The sequence below is a fragment of the Pseudoalteromonas sp. MMG024 genome (assembly GCF_021654175.1).
Classification (GTDB): Bacteria; Pseudomonadota; Gammaproteobacteria; order Enterobacterales; family Alteromonadaceae; genus Pseudoalteromonas.
On record NZ_JAKFZO010000012.1, the window covers coordinates 39,792 to 54,698 of the forward strand.

At 40.9% G+C, this 14,907-nt stretch carries 13 protein-coding genes; 3 read left to right on the plus strand and 10 right to left on the minus strand.

Features of this window, described 5'->3' with window-relative positions:
* Positions 1–85: 85 nt before the first annotated feature.
* From ispG to ndk, 5 genes are all read right to left on the minus strand, one after another.
* The gene (gene ispG, locus L1068_RS12905; protein ID WP_010560879.1) at positions 86–1,204 is read right to left on the minus strand and encodes a flavodoxin-dependent (E)-4-hydroxy-3-methylbut-2-enyl-diphosphate synthase; all 1,119 of its coding nucleotides are present in this window, start codon (positions 1,202–1,204) and stop codon (positions 86–88) included.
* 5 nt (positions 1,205–1,209) lie between these two features.
* Positions 1,210–2,097, minus strand: a complete 888-nt coding sequence (locus tag L1068_RS12910) for a RodZ domain-containing protein (protein ID WP_237130605.1) — start codon at positions 2,095–2,097, stop codon at positions 1,210–1,212.
* Complete coding sequence (gene pilW / locus L1068_RS12915) at positions 2,094–3,482, minus strand: type IV pilus biogenesis/stability protein PilW (RefSeq protein WP_054979680.1); 1,389 nt, start codon at positions 3,480–3,482, stop codon at positions 2,094–2,096. Before pilW ends, L1068_RS12910 begins: the two co-directional genes overlap by 4 nt.
* A gap of 77 nt (positions 3,483–3,559) precedes the next feature.
* Positions 3,560–4,693 (minus strand): bifunctional tRNA (adenosine(37)-C2)-methyltransferase TrmG/ribosomal RNA large subunit methyltransferase RlmN, encoded by a 1,134-nt coding sequence (locus L1068_RS12920; protein WP_010560882.1) that lies wholly within the window; start codon positions 4,691–4,693, stop codon positions 3,560–3,562.
* 229 nt (positions 4,694–4,922) lie between these two features.
* Positions 4,923–5,354 (minus strand): nucleoside-diphosphate kinase, encoded by a 432-nt coding sequence (gene ndk / locus L1068_RS12925; protein ID WP_010560883.1) that lies wholly within the window; start codon positions 5,352–5,354, stop codon positions 4,923–4,925.
* Between the two features lie 281 nt (positions 5,355–5,635).
* Between ndk and yegQ the strand changes: the two genes are divergently transcribed.
* Both yegQ and L1068_RS12935 read left to right on the plus strand, forming a co-directional pair.
* Positions 5,636–7,003 (plus strand): tRNA 5-hydroxyuridine modification protein YegQ, encoded by a 1,368-nt coding sequence (gene yegQ / locus L1068_RS12930; protein ID WP_237130606.1) that lies wholly within the window; start codon positions 5,636–5,638, stop codon positions 7,001–7,003.
* A 4-nt stretch (positions 7,004–7,007) separates the two neighbouring features.
* On the plus strand, positions 7,008–7,256 hold the full coding sequence (locus tag L1068_RS12935; RefSeq protein WP_237130607.1) for a YfhL family 4Fe-4S dicluster ferredoxin: 249 nt from the start codon (positions 7,008–7,010) through the stop codon (positions 7,254–7,256).
* 73 nt (positions 7,257–7,329) lie between these two features.
* On the opposite strand, the gene L1068_RS12940 is transcribed toward L1068_RS12935, so the two are convergent.
* Together L1068_RS12940 and acs are read right to left on the minus strand one after the other, a co-directional pair.
* Entirely contained in the window at positions 7,330–7,980 is a 651-nt protein-coding gene (locus tag L1068_RS12940; RefSeq protein WP_100912813.1) for a response regulator transcription factor, read from the minus strand.
* A 79-nt stretch (positions 7,981–8,059) separates the two neighbouring features.
* Positions 8,060–10,000, minus strand: coding sequence for an acetate--CoA ligase (acs, locus tag L1068_RS12945; protein ID WP_237130608.1), 1,941 nt, complete (start codon positions 9,998–10,000; stop codon positions 8,060–8,062).
* 408 nt (positions 10,001–10,408) lie between these two features.
* On the opposite strand from acs, the gene L1068_RS12950 reads away from it, so the two are divergent.
* Positions 10,409–11,566 (plus strand): DcaP family trimeric outer membrane transporter, encoded by a 1,158-nt coding sequence (locus L1068_RS12950; RefSeq protein WP_237130609.1) that lies wholly within the window; start codon positions 10,409–10,411, stop codon positions 11,564–11,566.
* Between the two features lie 188 nt (positions 11,567–11,754).
* Here L1068_RS12950 and L1068_RS12955 read toward each other — a convergent pair whose 3' ends face one another.
* The 3 genes from L1068_RS12955 to L1068_RS12965 all read right to left on the minus strand — a co-directional run bounded on the left by L1068_RS12955 (position 11,755) and on the right by L1068_RS12965 (position 14,900).
* Positions 11,755–13,125 carry a DUF3943 domain-containing protein gene (locus L1068_RS12955; RefSeq protein WP_237130610.1) on the minus strand — a complete coding sequence of 457 codons (1,371 nt, stop codon included), beginning with the start codon at positions 13,123–13,125 and terminating at the stop codon, positions 11,755–11,757.
* A 168-nt stretch (positions 13,126–13,293) separates the two neighbouring features.
* On the minus strand, positions 13,294–14,343 hold the full coding sequence (gene recA / locus L1068_RS12960) for a recombinase RecA (RefSeq protein ID WP_237130611.1): 1,050 nt from the start codon (positions 14,341–14,343) through the stop codon (positions 13,294–13,296).
* Between the two features lie 68 nt (positions 14,344–14,411).
* Complete coding sequence (locus tag L1068_RS12965) at positions 14,412–14,900, minus strand: nicotinamide-nucleotide amidohydrolase family protein (RefSeq protein ID WP_237130612.1); 489 nt, start codon at positions 14,898–14,900, stop codon at positions 14,412–14,414.
* Between the last annotated feature and the right edge of the window lie 7 nt (positions 14,901–14,907).

Here is a 14,907-nt window from a genome sequence, read left to right on the forward strand (position 1 = left end):
GCTTTTACCCTATTGCTAATTAAATGCATGGGGCGAATATCGCCCCAGAAAAAAGAAGATTGTCAATTATACTCAACGAGACTACTTACTCAACTAACTTAACGTCTATTTGTTGTTCAGTGTCTTTTTTTGCGATGTAATCACGAATTTGCGTTTCTAGTTGGTCAACAATTTGCGTATTATCAATGCGCGTTTTTTGACGCTCACCGTTGATATATAAACCAGAGCGCTTATTCGCACCCGCTAAACCTAAATCGCTCACCAGTGCTTCGCCCGGACCATTTACCACACAGCCAATAACCGAAACAGTCACGGGTTCAATAACGTCTTCTAAACGCTCTTCGAGCTGATTCATCGTGCTTACTACATCAAATTCTTGACGTGAACAGCTTGGGCAGGCAATAAAATTAATGCCGCGAGAGCGAATACGCAAAGATTTTAAGATATCAAAACCTACTTTGATTTCTTGTACTGGGTCGGCTGCAAGTGAGACACGTAACGTATCACCAATGCCCTCGGCTAGTAACATGCCTAAACCAACCGCAGATTTAACTGAGCCCGCTCTAAAACCACCGGCCTCGGTAATACCTAAATGCAGCGGCTGTTCAATTTCTTTCGCAAGCAATCGATACGCACCAACCGCCAAAAATACATCTGACGCTTTTACCGATACTTTAAAGTTATCGAAATTAAGACGCTTTAAAATATTTACATGACGCATCGCTGATTCAAGCAATGCTTCAGGTGTTGGCTCACCGTATTTTTCTTGGATATCGCGCTCTAGCGACCCACCATTCACGCCAATGCGAATAGGAATATTCTTTTCGCGTGCAGCATCAACAACCGCTTGAATACGCTCTTCACTGCCGATATTACCTGGGTTAATACGCAAACAATCAGCACCATATTCAGCAACTTTTAACGCAATGCGGTAATCGAAGTGAATGTCCGCAACCAGCGGAATATCAACTTGCTGTTTAATTTCTTTAAATGCTTCAGCCGCGTCCATTGTTGGCACAGAAACACGTACAATATCCGCACCTGCTGCTTGAATTGCATTGATTTGCGCAACCGTAGCCGCGACATCAGTCGTTTCTGTATTGGTCATTGACTGCACGGCAATCGGTGCGCCATCGCCAATTGGCACATTACCTACATAAATGCGTTTTGATTTGCGGCGTTTTATCGGAGATTCTGAAAACATACTTATTACTCACTCAACGGCAGGCTAAATTTGGCGAGTCGATTAGTAGGGAAATGTGACATATCAACTAACTCACCATTAAACTCAACATCAACAATATAGTGCTTGCCCAGCACCACATTAAATGGCGCTTTGCCATCCAATGTCATGACATAGCCTTTTTTCTTAACACCAAATGCGACACGCTCGCCATCGGCATCAAAAATCTCGACCCAGCTATCATCTTTAAACGTCATGACAATAGTACTGACGTTTTTCTTAGTATCGCTTTTCTTTTCAACCACCGCCGGTTTAGCTACTTCTGGCTGCTCAACTGGCGTGGTTTCAGGTTCTTGACTGCTTATTTGCTGAGGTTCGTCATCACTTAATTGTGATATTTCAGCAAGGTTTATTTGATTTGTTGCTTTACGCTCAGTTACAACCGGTACAGTACTATTTTCTTGACTCGGCGTTTCAACCACCGTTTTGCTTGTCTCAGCTTCCGTTGGCGCTGGTTCGCGGTTTTGCCACCAGATAAACAGCGATGAACCAAGTATTAGGGCAATAATTGCGTAACTAAAAAGCATTAATCGGTTATCTTTTGCTTCGCGTTCCGTGCGTCTTGAAAAGCTTTGCATTCGCTTTTCGGTTTCTTCCCTTTGGTGCCTAAACTGCGACATTAGTTGCGCTTCGTTTAGGTTAAATTCGCGACAGTAACTACGAATATGGCCTTTTACAAAAGTGACGGGCCCTAACTGGCTGTAATCGTCACATTCAATGGCTGAAATTTGTTTTGCTGTTAACTTTAACTTATGTGCCATTTCATCAATTGAAACAGCGTGTTGCTCGCGAGCAGTTGCTAACTGCTCACCTAAACCTGTTATTGGTTCTTGAGCTAATACTTCTTCAGTCATAGTGCGTAAGTTTTAGGATTTACTAACAAGATTTTTTTACCTGGGCTTAATGTTGCCGATTCTTGAATCTCGTTCCACTCAGCAAGCGACTTCATGCGTAAATTGTACTTCACAGAAATACTAAATAAGGTGTCGCCATCTTTAACTAGGTGGTAAATATTCGGGTTGTTAAGATAAATTTTTGTGCCAGCAAAAACCGGATCGTTTTCGGTTAAGCCATTCCATTCAAGTAACTTCGCTAATTTAACATTGTATTTAACCGATACCGAGAACAGATTCTCACCGCCTTTCATAACGTGATAAGGTGTTTCAACCAGCTTATTAAGTGGAATACGTTGTGTAACCGGCGCTTGTTGCTGTGCTTTAGCTTGCGCTACAACCACTTCATTTTTCGCAACTTGTGTAGTTGGCTTAGCAACTTCCACTTTTACTTGTGCTTCAATCTCGGCTTTACTTGGTGTGACTTCCGCTTGCTCTGGTTGCGCTTTACGTTTAACCACTTTTACTTGTGGCTTGGCAACAACCGATTTACCATCTGGGTTAAGCTCTTTTTTAAGCTTGCTTAACTCATTTTTGCGGTATTTTTCACGTAGACGCTCAAACTCACTGTCAGATGTTTTCTTAAGTTTGATCTGTTGCGCTTCAATTGAATTACTGTAGGTTTGCTGTAGCGTTAATGCCAATGTATTGGCTTTTTCGATATGGCCCATACGGTTTTCAATTAAGTACGACAACATTAACGAGCGTGAAGAAATACGGCCTGATTTTTCATAACGATTCATAAATGTTTGTGCACGATGTAAATCGCTTTTGGCATAATAAATCGCAGATAAGTTAACCAGTGACGAGCCACGCGACGGGCTGTGTTTTACTGAAGCTTCAAGGTATTCTTCCGCCTCATCAAACTCGTTATTTTCAATCGCACATAACGCTAAATTTTCATAACTTTGCGAAACGCGCAGATAGCTTGGAATTTCGATTGCACGCAAAATATATTCCGACGCTTCATCGTACTCACCTAAACCACATAAAAACACGCCATAGTTATTTAGCGTATTTGGATCATCCGGGGCAATATCAATCGCGCGTAAGTAAGACTCTTTAGCAAGTTCATTTTCACCCACTTGCTGATAATAATACGCAGTAGTGTAATGAACTTCAGGTAATTTAGGCGCAAATTTAGCGGCGCGCTCTAAATTATATTTTGCTTGTGTGCTATCGCCAGAAGCTAAGTATTTTAATGCTAATGAAATGCGTGTTCTTGCAGCCTCATCGTTATCAATTCGATTTTCGACAACTGGCTTATCACTTCCAACATAAACACTTTCGGTTACACATCCTGTTGTTGCTAATAGCGCAACACCTACTAATATTGAACGACGCATAGTTATACTCATTTTCTGACAATTATCCCAATTCTACCCGAATTAGCCTCGGGATCATCTTATTTTTTCTAGATCCTTTACGGGTTTACCGTATTGACACTAATTTTGTTATCGTCGAGTTGCTTTTTCTTCATTACACGCTTAGTACGATCCACAACATCACCCACTAACTGACCACATGCGGCATCGATATCATCACCACGTGTACGGCGTACAATACAAGTTAAACCAGCTGCTTGTAACACTTTAGAGAAACGGTCAATACGACTGTTACTTGAACGGCCGTATTCGTTGCCCGGGAACGGGTTAAATGGAATCAAGTTAATTTTTGATGGCGTGCCTTTTAACACTTTAACTAGCTCGTGTGCATGATCAGTGCTGTCATTCACACCTTGCAGCATAACGTACTCAATAGTGATGTCTTTGTTTGCTTTAGAGCCGTCAATATAGCGACGACACGCAGCTAAGAACTCTTCAATTGGGTACTTCTTGTTGATTGGTACAAGTACGTCACGCAATTCATTATTCGGCGCGTGAAGTGAAATAGCTAATGCAACGTCAATTTTTTCTTTTAAGATATCCAGTGCAGGAACAACGCCTGAGGTACTTAAAGTAACGCGACGCTTAGATAAACCAAATGCCCAATCATCCATCATCAGTTCCATCGCTGGAACAACATTGTTGAGGTTAAGTAATGGCTCACCCATGCCCATCATTACCACGTTGGTAACTGGTCGCTTAGTTGAATCGCCATGTAAACCAATATCTTTTGCAACACGCCAAACTTGGCCAATGATTTCAGATACTTTTAGATTACGGTTAAAGCCCTGTTGCGCTGTTGAACAGAAAGTACACTCAAGTGCACAACCAACTTGTGATGAAACACATAATGTTGCACGGTCTTTTTCAGGAATCCACACTGTTTCAACTTCTTGACCACCTTCAAGCACTAATGCGTACTTAATTGTACCATCTGAAGCCACTTGCTTAACTGAAATTTCAGGCGCTTTAATTTCGCACTCTGCGTGTAGTTTGGCTTTTAGCTTTTTATTAATATTCGACATTTCATCAAAGTTATCAATGCCGAAATGGTACATCCATTTCATTACCTGATCGCCACGGAACGGCTTTTCACCCCATGAAACAAATAACTCTCGCATTCCTTCACGGGTTAAATCTAATAAATTAATTTTCTTTTCCGCAGCACTCATAACTCAGACCCTAGTACGTAATACAACTTTATATTAGCTGATATATCAACTTTGCTTTACTTTTACATTTGCGCAACCGGCGTATTAAACCAAGTACCGTAAATTTAAAGCAAAGTTGACACTGTGACTAAAACAGACTGTTTTAGTTCAAAATGACAAGAAAAGGGCTAAAGAGCCCTTTTCTACTGCATTAACCTAAGCTAATGCATGTTTGTCTACGTCGTTAAAATTAACGAGTACGTGGACAGATTTCTTCGTCAGAGAAGAAGTATGCGATTTCGCGAGCAGCTGATTCTACAGCGTCTGAACCGTGTACTGCGTTCTCGTCGATGCTGTCTGCATAGTCAGCACGTAAAGTACCAGCTAGTGCTTCAGCAGGGTTAGTAGCACCCATGATTTCACGGTTTTTAAGTACTGCGTTCTCACCTTCAAGAACAGTAACCATTACTGGACCAGATGTCATGAACTCAACTAAAGCACCGAAGAAAGGACGCTCGCTGTGCTCAGCGTAGAAACCTTCAGCTTTTTCTTTTGAAAGGTGAACCATTTTAGCTGCAACGATTTTAAGACCAGCAGTTTCGAAACGGTTGTAGATAGCACCGATGTGGTTTTTAGCAACTGCATCAGGTTTTACGATAGAAAAAGTACGCTCTAAAGCCATCTTTTATGCTCCATAAATAATTAATGATTTTAACGGCCGCGAATTATACGCATATTTGTGTGAAAATCCTATTAAAACCGAAAATAATCTGATTACTTTTCCAACAAAGTAAGAAAAATATACAAACATAATCACCTCAACACTAATTCAATACAGCGAAACAAAACACCTTGGCTAATTTGATCTATATCAAAACTCTCTATTTGTCTGTGCGTTAGAATTGCCCGCTTTTTTAATCATGCAACTGGCCAGCACCCAGTTCGATGTATGAGGACACGTCAATGAACACACCTTTTGTACCTGAATTACTGTCGCCTGCAGGTAGCTTAAAGAACATGCGTTATGCCTTTGCCTATGGCTCTGATGCGGTATATGCCGGTCAACCTCGCTATAGTTTACGCGTGCGTAATAATGAATTTGACCTTGATAACTTAGCGCTCGGGATCAATGAAGCACACGATTTAGGTAAAAAGCTTTATGTGGTATCAAATATTGCGCCGCATAATGCCAAAGTTAATACCTATTTACGTGATATTGAACCAGTTATTGAAATGGGCCCCGATGCATTAATCATGTCAGATCCCGGTTTAATTATGCTGGTACGCGAAAAATGGCCTGATATGCCTATTCACCTTTCTGTTCAAGCTAATGCTGTGAACTTTGCAACGGTAAAATTTTGGGCCCAGCAAGGGGTTGAGCGTGTTATTTTATCGCGTGAGTTATCACTTGAAGAAATTGGCCAAATTCGTGAGTTATGCCCCGAAACCGAGTTAGAGGTATTTGTTCACGGTGCACTATGCATGGCGTATTCTGGTCGTTGTTTACTTTCAGGATACATCAATAAGCGCGATCCAAATCAAGGTACCTGCACCAATGCATGTCGTTGGGAATACGATGTAAAGCCGGGTAAAGAAACCGAAACCGGTGATGTTGTTCACAAAATTGATCCAAGCTCAGTGATCCCAACGCTAGGCCAAGGCGCTCCAACAAGTGAAGTATTCATGTTGGAAGAACAAGGCCGCCCTGGCGAATACATGCCTGCTTTTGAAGATGAACATGGCACTTACATTATGAACTCGAAAGATTTACGTGCAGTGCAATACGTAGATCAACTGACTAAAATGGGTGTTCACAGCTTAAAAATTGAAGGCCGAACTAAGTCGTTTTATTACGTTGCGCGTACCGCACAAGTTTACCGTAAAGCAATTGACGACGCTGCTGCCGGTAGGCCATTTGACCCTAACTTAATGCGCACCTTAGAAAACCTTGCGCACCGTGGTTACACCGAGGGCTTTTTAAAGCGCCATGTGCACCAAGAATACCAAAACTATGAATATGGCCACTCAGTGTCAGACAAGCAGCAATTTGTTGGTGAAGTTTTAGGTCGTCACAACAACGGTTTGGTTGAAATTGATGTTAAGAATAAGTTCTGTACTGGCCATTCAATGGAACTTATGACGCCACAAGGCAATATTCAGTTTACCTTAGATCATATGGAAAATAAGAAAGGTGAACGCATTGATGATGCTAAAGGTTCAGGCCATATTGTAAAAATTCCATTACCGGAAGATATTGAACTTGATAAAGCGATTCTATTAAGAAATTTAGATTCAGACCAAGATACGCGTAACCCTTTTAAAAAGGCCTAGTATCATGGCATTGATAATAAATTCGAAGTGTATCAATTGTGATATGTGCGACCCTGAGTGCCCTAATCAGGCAATTTACATGAGTGATAAAATTTATCAAATTGATCCTGAAAAATGCACCGAGTGTGTTGGACATTACGACCAACCGACTTGTGTCAGCGTTTGTCCGATTGACTGTATTAAAAAAGACCCACAGCATGTTGAGTCTCTTGATGAGTTAGCCGAGAAGTTTATTCGCCTAACATCAAACTAATAACGGCGATTACCGATACTTTAAAAAGAAAAAACCGAGCATATTTGCTCGGTTTTTTATTATTTTTAATGTGCTAATTAGATTCAACTGGTTCTAACTGCAGCTTACTGGCAATTAATACCGCTTGTGTGCGGTTGTAAACACCCAGTTTTCTGAATATTGCTGTGATATGTGCTTTCACTGTAGCTTCTGAAATATTCAATTCGTACGCAATTTGCTTGTTTAACAAGCCTTCGTGTAAATAGCTTAGCACTTTGTATTGTTGCGGTGTGAGTGACGCAATTTGCTGCGCAAGCTCTGCATCTTGTTCAATCACTTCTTCAACTTTATCAGCCATTGATTCTGGCAACCAGGTTTCACCATCTAGAATCTCTTCGATTGCAGCGGCAATTTGTGCTGAAGATGACGATTTTGGAATAAAACCAAGGGCACCATAACTCATTACTTTTGAAACGATTTGAATGTCTTCGGTGCCAGAAACAACGGCAATCGGTAAATCGGGGTAATCTTCACGAATACGAATTAGACCGTATAAATCGCCGCTACCGGGCATGTGTAGGTCTAGTAATAATAAATCGAGCTCTTGTTGTTGTTCTAGTACTTGCAGCGTTGTATCAAAGCTCTCAGATTCAAATATCTCTAAATCATCGAAACTGCCATTTAAAGCCCCTTTAAGTGCTTCGCGAAACAAAGGGTGATCATCCGCTATCAAAAACTTGCTCATATATGACTCCTAATAAAAAGGCTGTTATCCCTGATAACAGCCTTAATGTTACTGTGAGTTTAATTGATTCACAAACCTTTTAGCGGTTTAGGCGGTTTTCAATTAGCTCCTCTACAACACTTGGATCGGCAAGTGTTGATGTATCACCTAGCTGTTGGTATTCATTTGCAGCGATCTTACGCAAAATACGGCGCATAATCTTACCTGAGCGTGTTTTTGGCAAACCTGGTGACCATTGGATCATATCTGGTGTTGCTATTGGACTAAGCTCTTTACGAACCCAATTGCGTACCTCTTTGGTTAATTCGTCGCTTACTGCTATGCCATCATTAGGCGTAATGTAAACGTAAATACCTTGGCCTTTAATATCATGTGGGAAGCCAACAACCGCCGCTTCAGCAACCGCTTCGTGTGCTACTAACGCGCTTTCAATCTCAGCTGTACCTAAACGGTGACCTGAAACATTTAGTACGTCATCTACGCGGCCTGTGATCCAGTAGTAACCATCTTCATCACGACGACAACCATCACCTGTAAAGTAAACGCCCGGGTACGCTGAGAAATAAGTTTGCTCAAAGCGTTCATGATCACCGTAAACAGTACGCGCTTGTGACGGCCAGCTATCAAGAATAACTAGGTTACCATCTGTTGCACCTTGTAATGTTTCACCCTCGGCATCGAATAGCGCCGGCAAAATACCAAAGAATGGACGTGTTGCTGAGCCTGGTTTTAAATCTGTTGCACCTGGTAGTGGTGTAATCATCATACCGCCAGTTTCAGTTTGCCACCATGTATCAACGATTGGACAACTGCTGTTACCGATATTTTCATAATACCAAGCCCATGCTTCTGGGTTAATTGGCTCACCTACTGAACCTAAAATACGCAGTGATTCACGTGTAGAAGAAGCTGTTGGCTCATCGCCTTTCGCCATTAATGCACGAATAGCTGTTGGTGCGGTATATAGAATAGTAACGTTATGCTTATCAACCACTTCACCCATACGACCTGATGATGGATAGGTTGGTACACCTTCAAATACAACCTGAGTACAACCATTCGCCAGTGGCCCATAGGCAATGTAACTGTGACCGGTGATCCAGCCCACATCTGCGCTACACCAGAAAACGTCATCTTCTTGCAAATCAAAAACATATTGATGCGTAAGCGATGTATAAACTAAGTAACCTGCCGTGCTATGCACAACGCCTTTAGGTTGACCTGTTGAACCTGAGGTATAAAGAATAAATAACGGGTCTTCAGCATCCATTACTTCTGGTTCGCAGTTTGTTGCTTGGTCAGCAACTAAATCATGCCACCAAACGTCTACATCAGTCCATGCAACATCGCCACCTGTAAGTTGGTGCACAACAACGTGTTCAACACTTGTAACGCCAGCTTGCGTTAATGCTTCATCAACGTTTGCTTTTAATGGAACGGCATTACCACCGCGACGACCTTGGTCAGATGTGATAACCACTTTCGCACCAGAATCTTGAATACGGTCTGCAATTGCTGAAGGAGAAAAGCCACCAAACACAACTGAATGCACTGCACCAATACGAGCACACGCTTGCATTGCATAAATTGCTTGTGGCGTCATAGGCATATAAATCGCAACGCGATCGCCCTTTTGCACGCCTAGCTTACGTAAACCATTTGCTAGCTTACACACTTCATCATGAAGTTGCTGATAAGTAATATTTTCAGAATGCTCAGGGTTATCACCTTCCCAAATGAGCGCAACTTTATCGGCTTTGTCTTTTAAGTGACGGTCAATACAGTTATAAGACACATTCAGTTGACCATCTTCATACCAACGGATATCAACATGGCCTTTATCAAATGAGGTATTTTTAACTTTGGTATACGGCTTAATCCAGTCTAGTCGCTTACCTTGCTCACCCCAAAATGCTTTAGGGTCGTCAATCGACCATTGATATAGTTCGTTATATTTTGCTTCGTCAATTAACGCTGCTTCTTTAACAGACGCTGGTACTGGGTAAATTTCTTGTGACATGAGTGCCCCTTTTTTAACTTTGTTGCTAGTCGCCTAAATGCAACCTAGACCAATACCTTCAAGCATTACTCAGCTAGGTGGTATAAAGAATTAGACCTTAGTAGCATCTTAATTTAAATATAGAGAGTACTTAATCAAGATCATCTTTTTAACAACTTCAATTATTGCTGCTATCTCAATTACTTTTATTATTCATAATATTAAATTTTTATTTTGCGATTTATCGCTATCTACGATTATATTTTTTAACGAATTATTCACAAATACAACTAGTTTCATGGGTTTTAATGGAATAAGCACACTGTTTAAGCCCGTTTAGCTATACCTTAGTCGTATAGACCAATGGGTAATTGAGCAAAATCTGAACATAGCCAACAGTGAAGATGTTAACTTAATCGGGATACAGTTATGAAAAACAATAAACTAACAACAACAGCGCTCAGCGTTTTAGCAGTATTGTTCGGTACTTCAGCCCAAGCGGGTGTATTAGAGTCTACAGATGTAAAATATGGTGGTTATGTAAAGCTTGATGCAATGTGGAGTGATTGGTCTGCTGGTACGGTAGGCGGTAACAGCATTGGTCGTGATTTTTATGTACCAAGTACCACTCCCGTGGGTGGTGATGCAGATACAGATCCTGTATTTGATATGCATGCACGTCAATCACGTTTTAACTTGGCAACATCAACTAAATTAGACAACGGCAAATCAATTAATACCAAAATTGAGCTCGATTTTATTGCATCGCCAGGTGGTAATGAGCGTGTATCAAATTCTTATGCGCCGCGTATTCGTCAAGCATTTGTAACGTACAATGGCTTCTTGTTTGGTCAAGCGTGGTCAAACTTCCAAAACGTTAGCGCATTACCAGAAACACTTGATTTCGTCGGTCCTGCTGAAGGTACTGTGTTCGTGCGTCAGGCGATGATTAAGTACACTTCAGGCGGCTTTTCTGTATCGGCAGAAAATCCTGAAAGCACTATTACCACAGCAGGTGGTGTGCGCAACGAAACCGACGACTCTAGCCTACCAGATATCACAGCTCGTTATACCTTTAAAGGCGATTGGGGTCACTTCACTGTTGCGGGTCTTGCAAGACAACTTACTTATAAAGCAGGTGGTGCAGATGCATCAACATCATCATTTGGTGTGAGCGCATCAGGTCGCGTTAACTTTGGTAAGAATAATTTAAAATACATGGTCACAGCAGGTAGTGGTTTAGGGCGTTACGTTGGTTTAAACGTCGCACATGGTGCAGTGCTTGATGGCAATGATTTAGATGCAATTGACTCAGTTTCGGGCTTTGTTGGTTATCAACACCACTGGAATGAAAAGTTACGTTCAACTTTCCTCGCTTCATATTTTAGTGCTGATAATAACCAAAACTTGTTAAATATCACTGGCGACCCAACAAAAACATCAATGAGTTACAGTGCAAACTTGCTTTATTCTCCTGAGAAAAAACTTACTTTTGGTGTTGAATACAAAGTAGGCGAGCGCGAAACTGAAAGTGGTGTTGATGGCGATATCAACCGCTTACAGCTTTCAGCTAAGTATGCTTTCTAAAGCCTACTTGCGAACTTTATAACTTAGATTGCTTCCTAAGTTGTTGTCAGTAATAAGCGACCAATTGGTCGCTTATTTTTTGCTAATTAACAGTCATTTCCTGCTTGGGGAAAACGACACAGTATTTTTCAATACAGTTAATTCAGTGTTTGCTTCGCTAAAAAAACACCTAATAAGTAAAGTTGATACTACCTTTGACCTTCACCAAAAAAATAAATTAGCGAAAAGTTATATGAAGTGTCGTTGTTACTGTATTTACTATTAAAGAAACGTTTAGCGTCTAACTGAAGAGCAAAATTGTTGTTAATTTGGTAATGCATACCTAGACCGGCATTTAACGCAAATGTACTGTCACCATCATCTTCATTATTCTTTGCATACAACATTTCACCAGCGCCTGCGCTAACAAACGGGCGAAAGCTACTATCGCTGTTAAAGTAATAGTTTGCACCCACATTAAATTGTTCAAATGTTTGATCACCTGAACCAACTTCTCGCGGTAGTTGACCTTTTAAATAATCAAGCTTCATAGAGAATCGCGGTGAAAAATACAGACCTAAATTCCAGCCATTGGCAACATCTTGCTCTAAACCCCAATGCTCACCTGGATTTAAACTGCCGTAATTTAGACCAAAGCCTATTACGCCAATATCGACTGGGTCTTTTTTACTAATATAGTTTTTTTGATAAGTAGGCGCTTGCTGCGCCTTACCTGAACCAAGTTGATAGTGCACATTAAGTTGTACTTGATCTTCATACTCACCCGTTGGTAGTTGCATTTTCGCAAAGTTAATACCACCGGTACCTGCTTTAACCACTTCCATATCAAACAGGTTGTTAATGCCCTTACCCGCAGCATCAATTGGATCAAGTAAAAATAGCGACACATCACCTAAGGTTTTCGAGCCCCACACTTCTCCGCCGGTGCTACGAATTTCCATTTCTGTTTGGTATGCCCATTCGCCGTAAGCCCAACCTAATACCGGTGTAATCACTAAATCTTGCATTGACGGTATTTCAGCAAACCCTTCAATACCGTATTCCCAATAAAATGTGCTCATAGTGAATGCGTATAAAAACGAATCCCACTGGCGATAGCCTGACTTACGTGCAACTTGGTAATAAACACCACCAAAATACGGGTGTCCTATCCAGTTTAGCCACCAAACATCGCGATCCCATGTAGGACCTTCTTTTACATTGTCAGTCCACTTAGAAAATACGCCGTTTTCCTTATCCCATTTCGAGATATCTTCTGGCAACATTAAAATCAAACCAGCAACACCAAAACCATATGCCATTACCGATTGGGTTTGCGACCATAAACGTTCGCGATCTTGGCCGTGATTATCTGAGAATAAGTTTATTTGATAAGGTGACTGATAAAAGTCATCGGGAATATCTTTTAGATTCCAATCGCTATTACTCGGTAAATTATAGGTTTTAACTTCAACCGACGTAATGTCATCTTTAAGCTGGGTATTTAACTGTTTTTGCTCTTCCGGGTTAGCAAAAAGAGGTTGAGTCATCACTGATGAAAACAGTGCTAACTTAATCATACGATTGAGCATTTTCATAGACTGTGTGTGCGTCCGTTCTTAGGTAAGCTGCAAAAAGGCGGCTATTTTAGCTGCTTTTGTAATTTAAGACACTTAATGTTAGCAAAAAATTGTAAACATCAATGCAAAAAGGCCACATTAGTGGCCTTTTTCGTCATTTAGCTTATTTTATACTTCAGCGTCATCCGCAGCTAAACTTTGCGTTTCACCTTCTTCAGGTTTAATTGTCGCTTGTAGCAATAACATTTCACGTAGTTTCTGCTCAATTTCATTGGCAATTTCCACATTCTCTTTTAAGAACTTAATAGAGTTTGCTTTACCTTGACCAATTTTGCTGCCTTTGTAGCTAAACCATGCACCCGCTTTATCAACTAGATTATGCTTAACACCTAAGTCGATTAGCTCACCCTCTTTCGAGATACCTTGGCCATACATGATAATGAATTCAGCTTGTTTAAACGGCGGTGCAACTTTGTTCTTAACAATCTTAACGCGTGTTTCATTACCAACTATTTCATCGCCTTCTTTCACCGAACCGGTACGACGAATATCAATACGTACTGATGAATAGAATTTAAGTGCGTTACCACCCGTTGTAGTTTCTGGGTTACCAAACATAACACCAATTTTCATACGGATTTGGTTAATGAAAATACACAGTGTATTTGAGCGTTTGATATTCGCAGTTAATTTACGCAATGCTTGCGACATTAGACGAGCTTGAAGACCAACGTGAGTATCGCCCATATCACCTTCAATTTCCGCCTTAGGTGTTAGTGCAGCTACAGAGTCAACAATCACTACATCAACAGCGCCTGAGCGTACTAGCATATCGCAGATTTCTAACGCTTGCTCACCAGTATCTGGCTGAGAAACTAATAACTCGTCAACATTTACACCTAGCTTTTCAGCATAAACTGGGTCGAGTGCGTGTTCAGCATCAACGAAAGCACATGTTTTGCCTTCTTTTTGCGCTGCCGCAATGACCTGTAGTGTTAATGTTGTTTTACCTGAAGATTCTGGACCATAAATCTCAACGATACGACCTGTTGGTAAACCACCTATACCAAGTGCAATATCAATACCCAGTGAACCTGTTGAAATAGCTTCAACATCAAGCGCTTGGCTATCGCCTAATTTCATAATTGAGCCTTTGCCAAATTGGCGTTCAATTTGTGATAGCGCAGCTGTTAGGGCTTTTTGTTTATTATCGTCCATTTGACTCTCCGAATCTGTGTTATGCAGCAAAGTATACTGTATAGATTACCAGTATCAAGTGTTTTTTATTAATTAATTAATTCAATTACTTTTTTCAAGGAATATTCAATTACTTGCAATCTAACTTCGCTACGACCGCCTGCGAACAAACAGTGTTCAACTGATAGTTTATCCAGTACTTTTACCGCAATCCATACAGTACCAACTGGTTTATCTTTTGTGCCACCTCCTGGGCCTGCAATGCCAGAAACAGCAATAGCAACGTCGGCGTTAGTTGCATTTATTGCCCCATCTACCATCTGCTCGATAGTTTCTTTACTTACTGCACCAAATTGTTCAAGTATTTCCTGCTTAACCCCAAGTAACTCATGCTTAGCATCATTACTGTAAGTGACAAAACAACGATCAATATATGCAGAACTTCCCGCAGTATCAGTTAACGCATAACTAATGCCACCACCAGTACACGATTCAGCAGTAGTGATCCAAAGCTTTTTATTCGTTAAACTAGCACCTAACTTTGCCGCTAGCTCAGAAATATGAGCAGGTAATATCATTTTTACA

Bases quoted from the DNA above. Each gene is read 5' to 3' on its own strand.
- ispG (WP_010560879.1), bottom strand. From the start codon at position 1,204: ATGTTTTCAGAATCTCCGATAAAACGCCGCAAATCAAAACGCATTTAT.
- L1068_RS12910 (WP_237130605.1), bottom strand. From the start codon at position 2,097: ATGACTGAAGAAGTATTAGCTCAAGAACCAATAACAGGTTTAGGTGAG.
- pilW (WP_054979680.1), bottom strand. From the start codon at position 3,482: ATGCGTCGTTCAATATTAGTAGGTGTTGCGCTATTAGCAACAACAGGA.
- L1068_RS12920 (WP_010560882.1), bottom strand. From the start codon at position 4,693: ATGAGTGCTGCGGAAAAGAAAATTAATTTATTAGATTTAACCCGTGAA.
- ndk (WP_010560883.1), bottom strand. From the start codon at position 5,354: ATGGCTTTAGAGCGTACTTTTTCTATCGTAAAACCTGATGCAGTTGCT.
- yegQ (WP_237130606.1), top strand. From the start codon at position 5,636: ATGAACACACCTTTTGTACCTGAATTACTGTCGCCTGCAGGTAGCTTA.
- L1068_RS12935 (WP_237130607.1), top strand. From the start codon at position 7,008: ATGGCATTGATAATAAATTCGAAGTGTATCAATTGTGATATGTGCGAC.
- L1068_RS12940 (WP_100912813.1), bottom strand. From the start codon at position 7,980: ATGAGCAAGTTTTTGATAGCGGATGATCACCCTTTGTTTCGCGAAGCA.
- acs (WP_237130608.1), bottom strand. From the start codon at position 10,000: ATGTCACAAGAAATTTACCCAGTACCAGCGTCTGTTAAAGAAGCAGCG.
- L1068_RS12950 (WP_237130609.1), top strand. From the start codon at position 10,409: ATGAAAAACAATAAACTAACAACAACAGCGCTCAGCGTTTTAGCAGTA.
- L1068_RS12955 (WP_237130610.1), bottom strand. From the start codon at position 13,125: ATGATTAAGTTAGCACTGTTTTCATCAGTGATGACTCAACCTCTTTTT.
- recA (WP_237130611.1), bottom strand. From the start codon at position 14,343: ATGGACGATAATAAACAAAAAGCCCTAACAGCTGCGCTATCACAAATT.
- L1068_RS12965 (WP_237130612.1), bottom strand. From the start codon at position 14,900: ATGATATTACCTGCTCATATTTCTGAGCTAGCGGCAAAGTTAGGTGCT.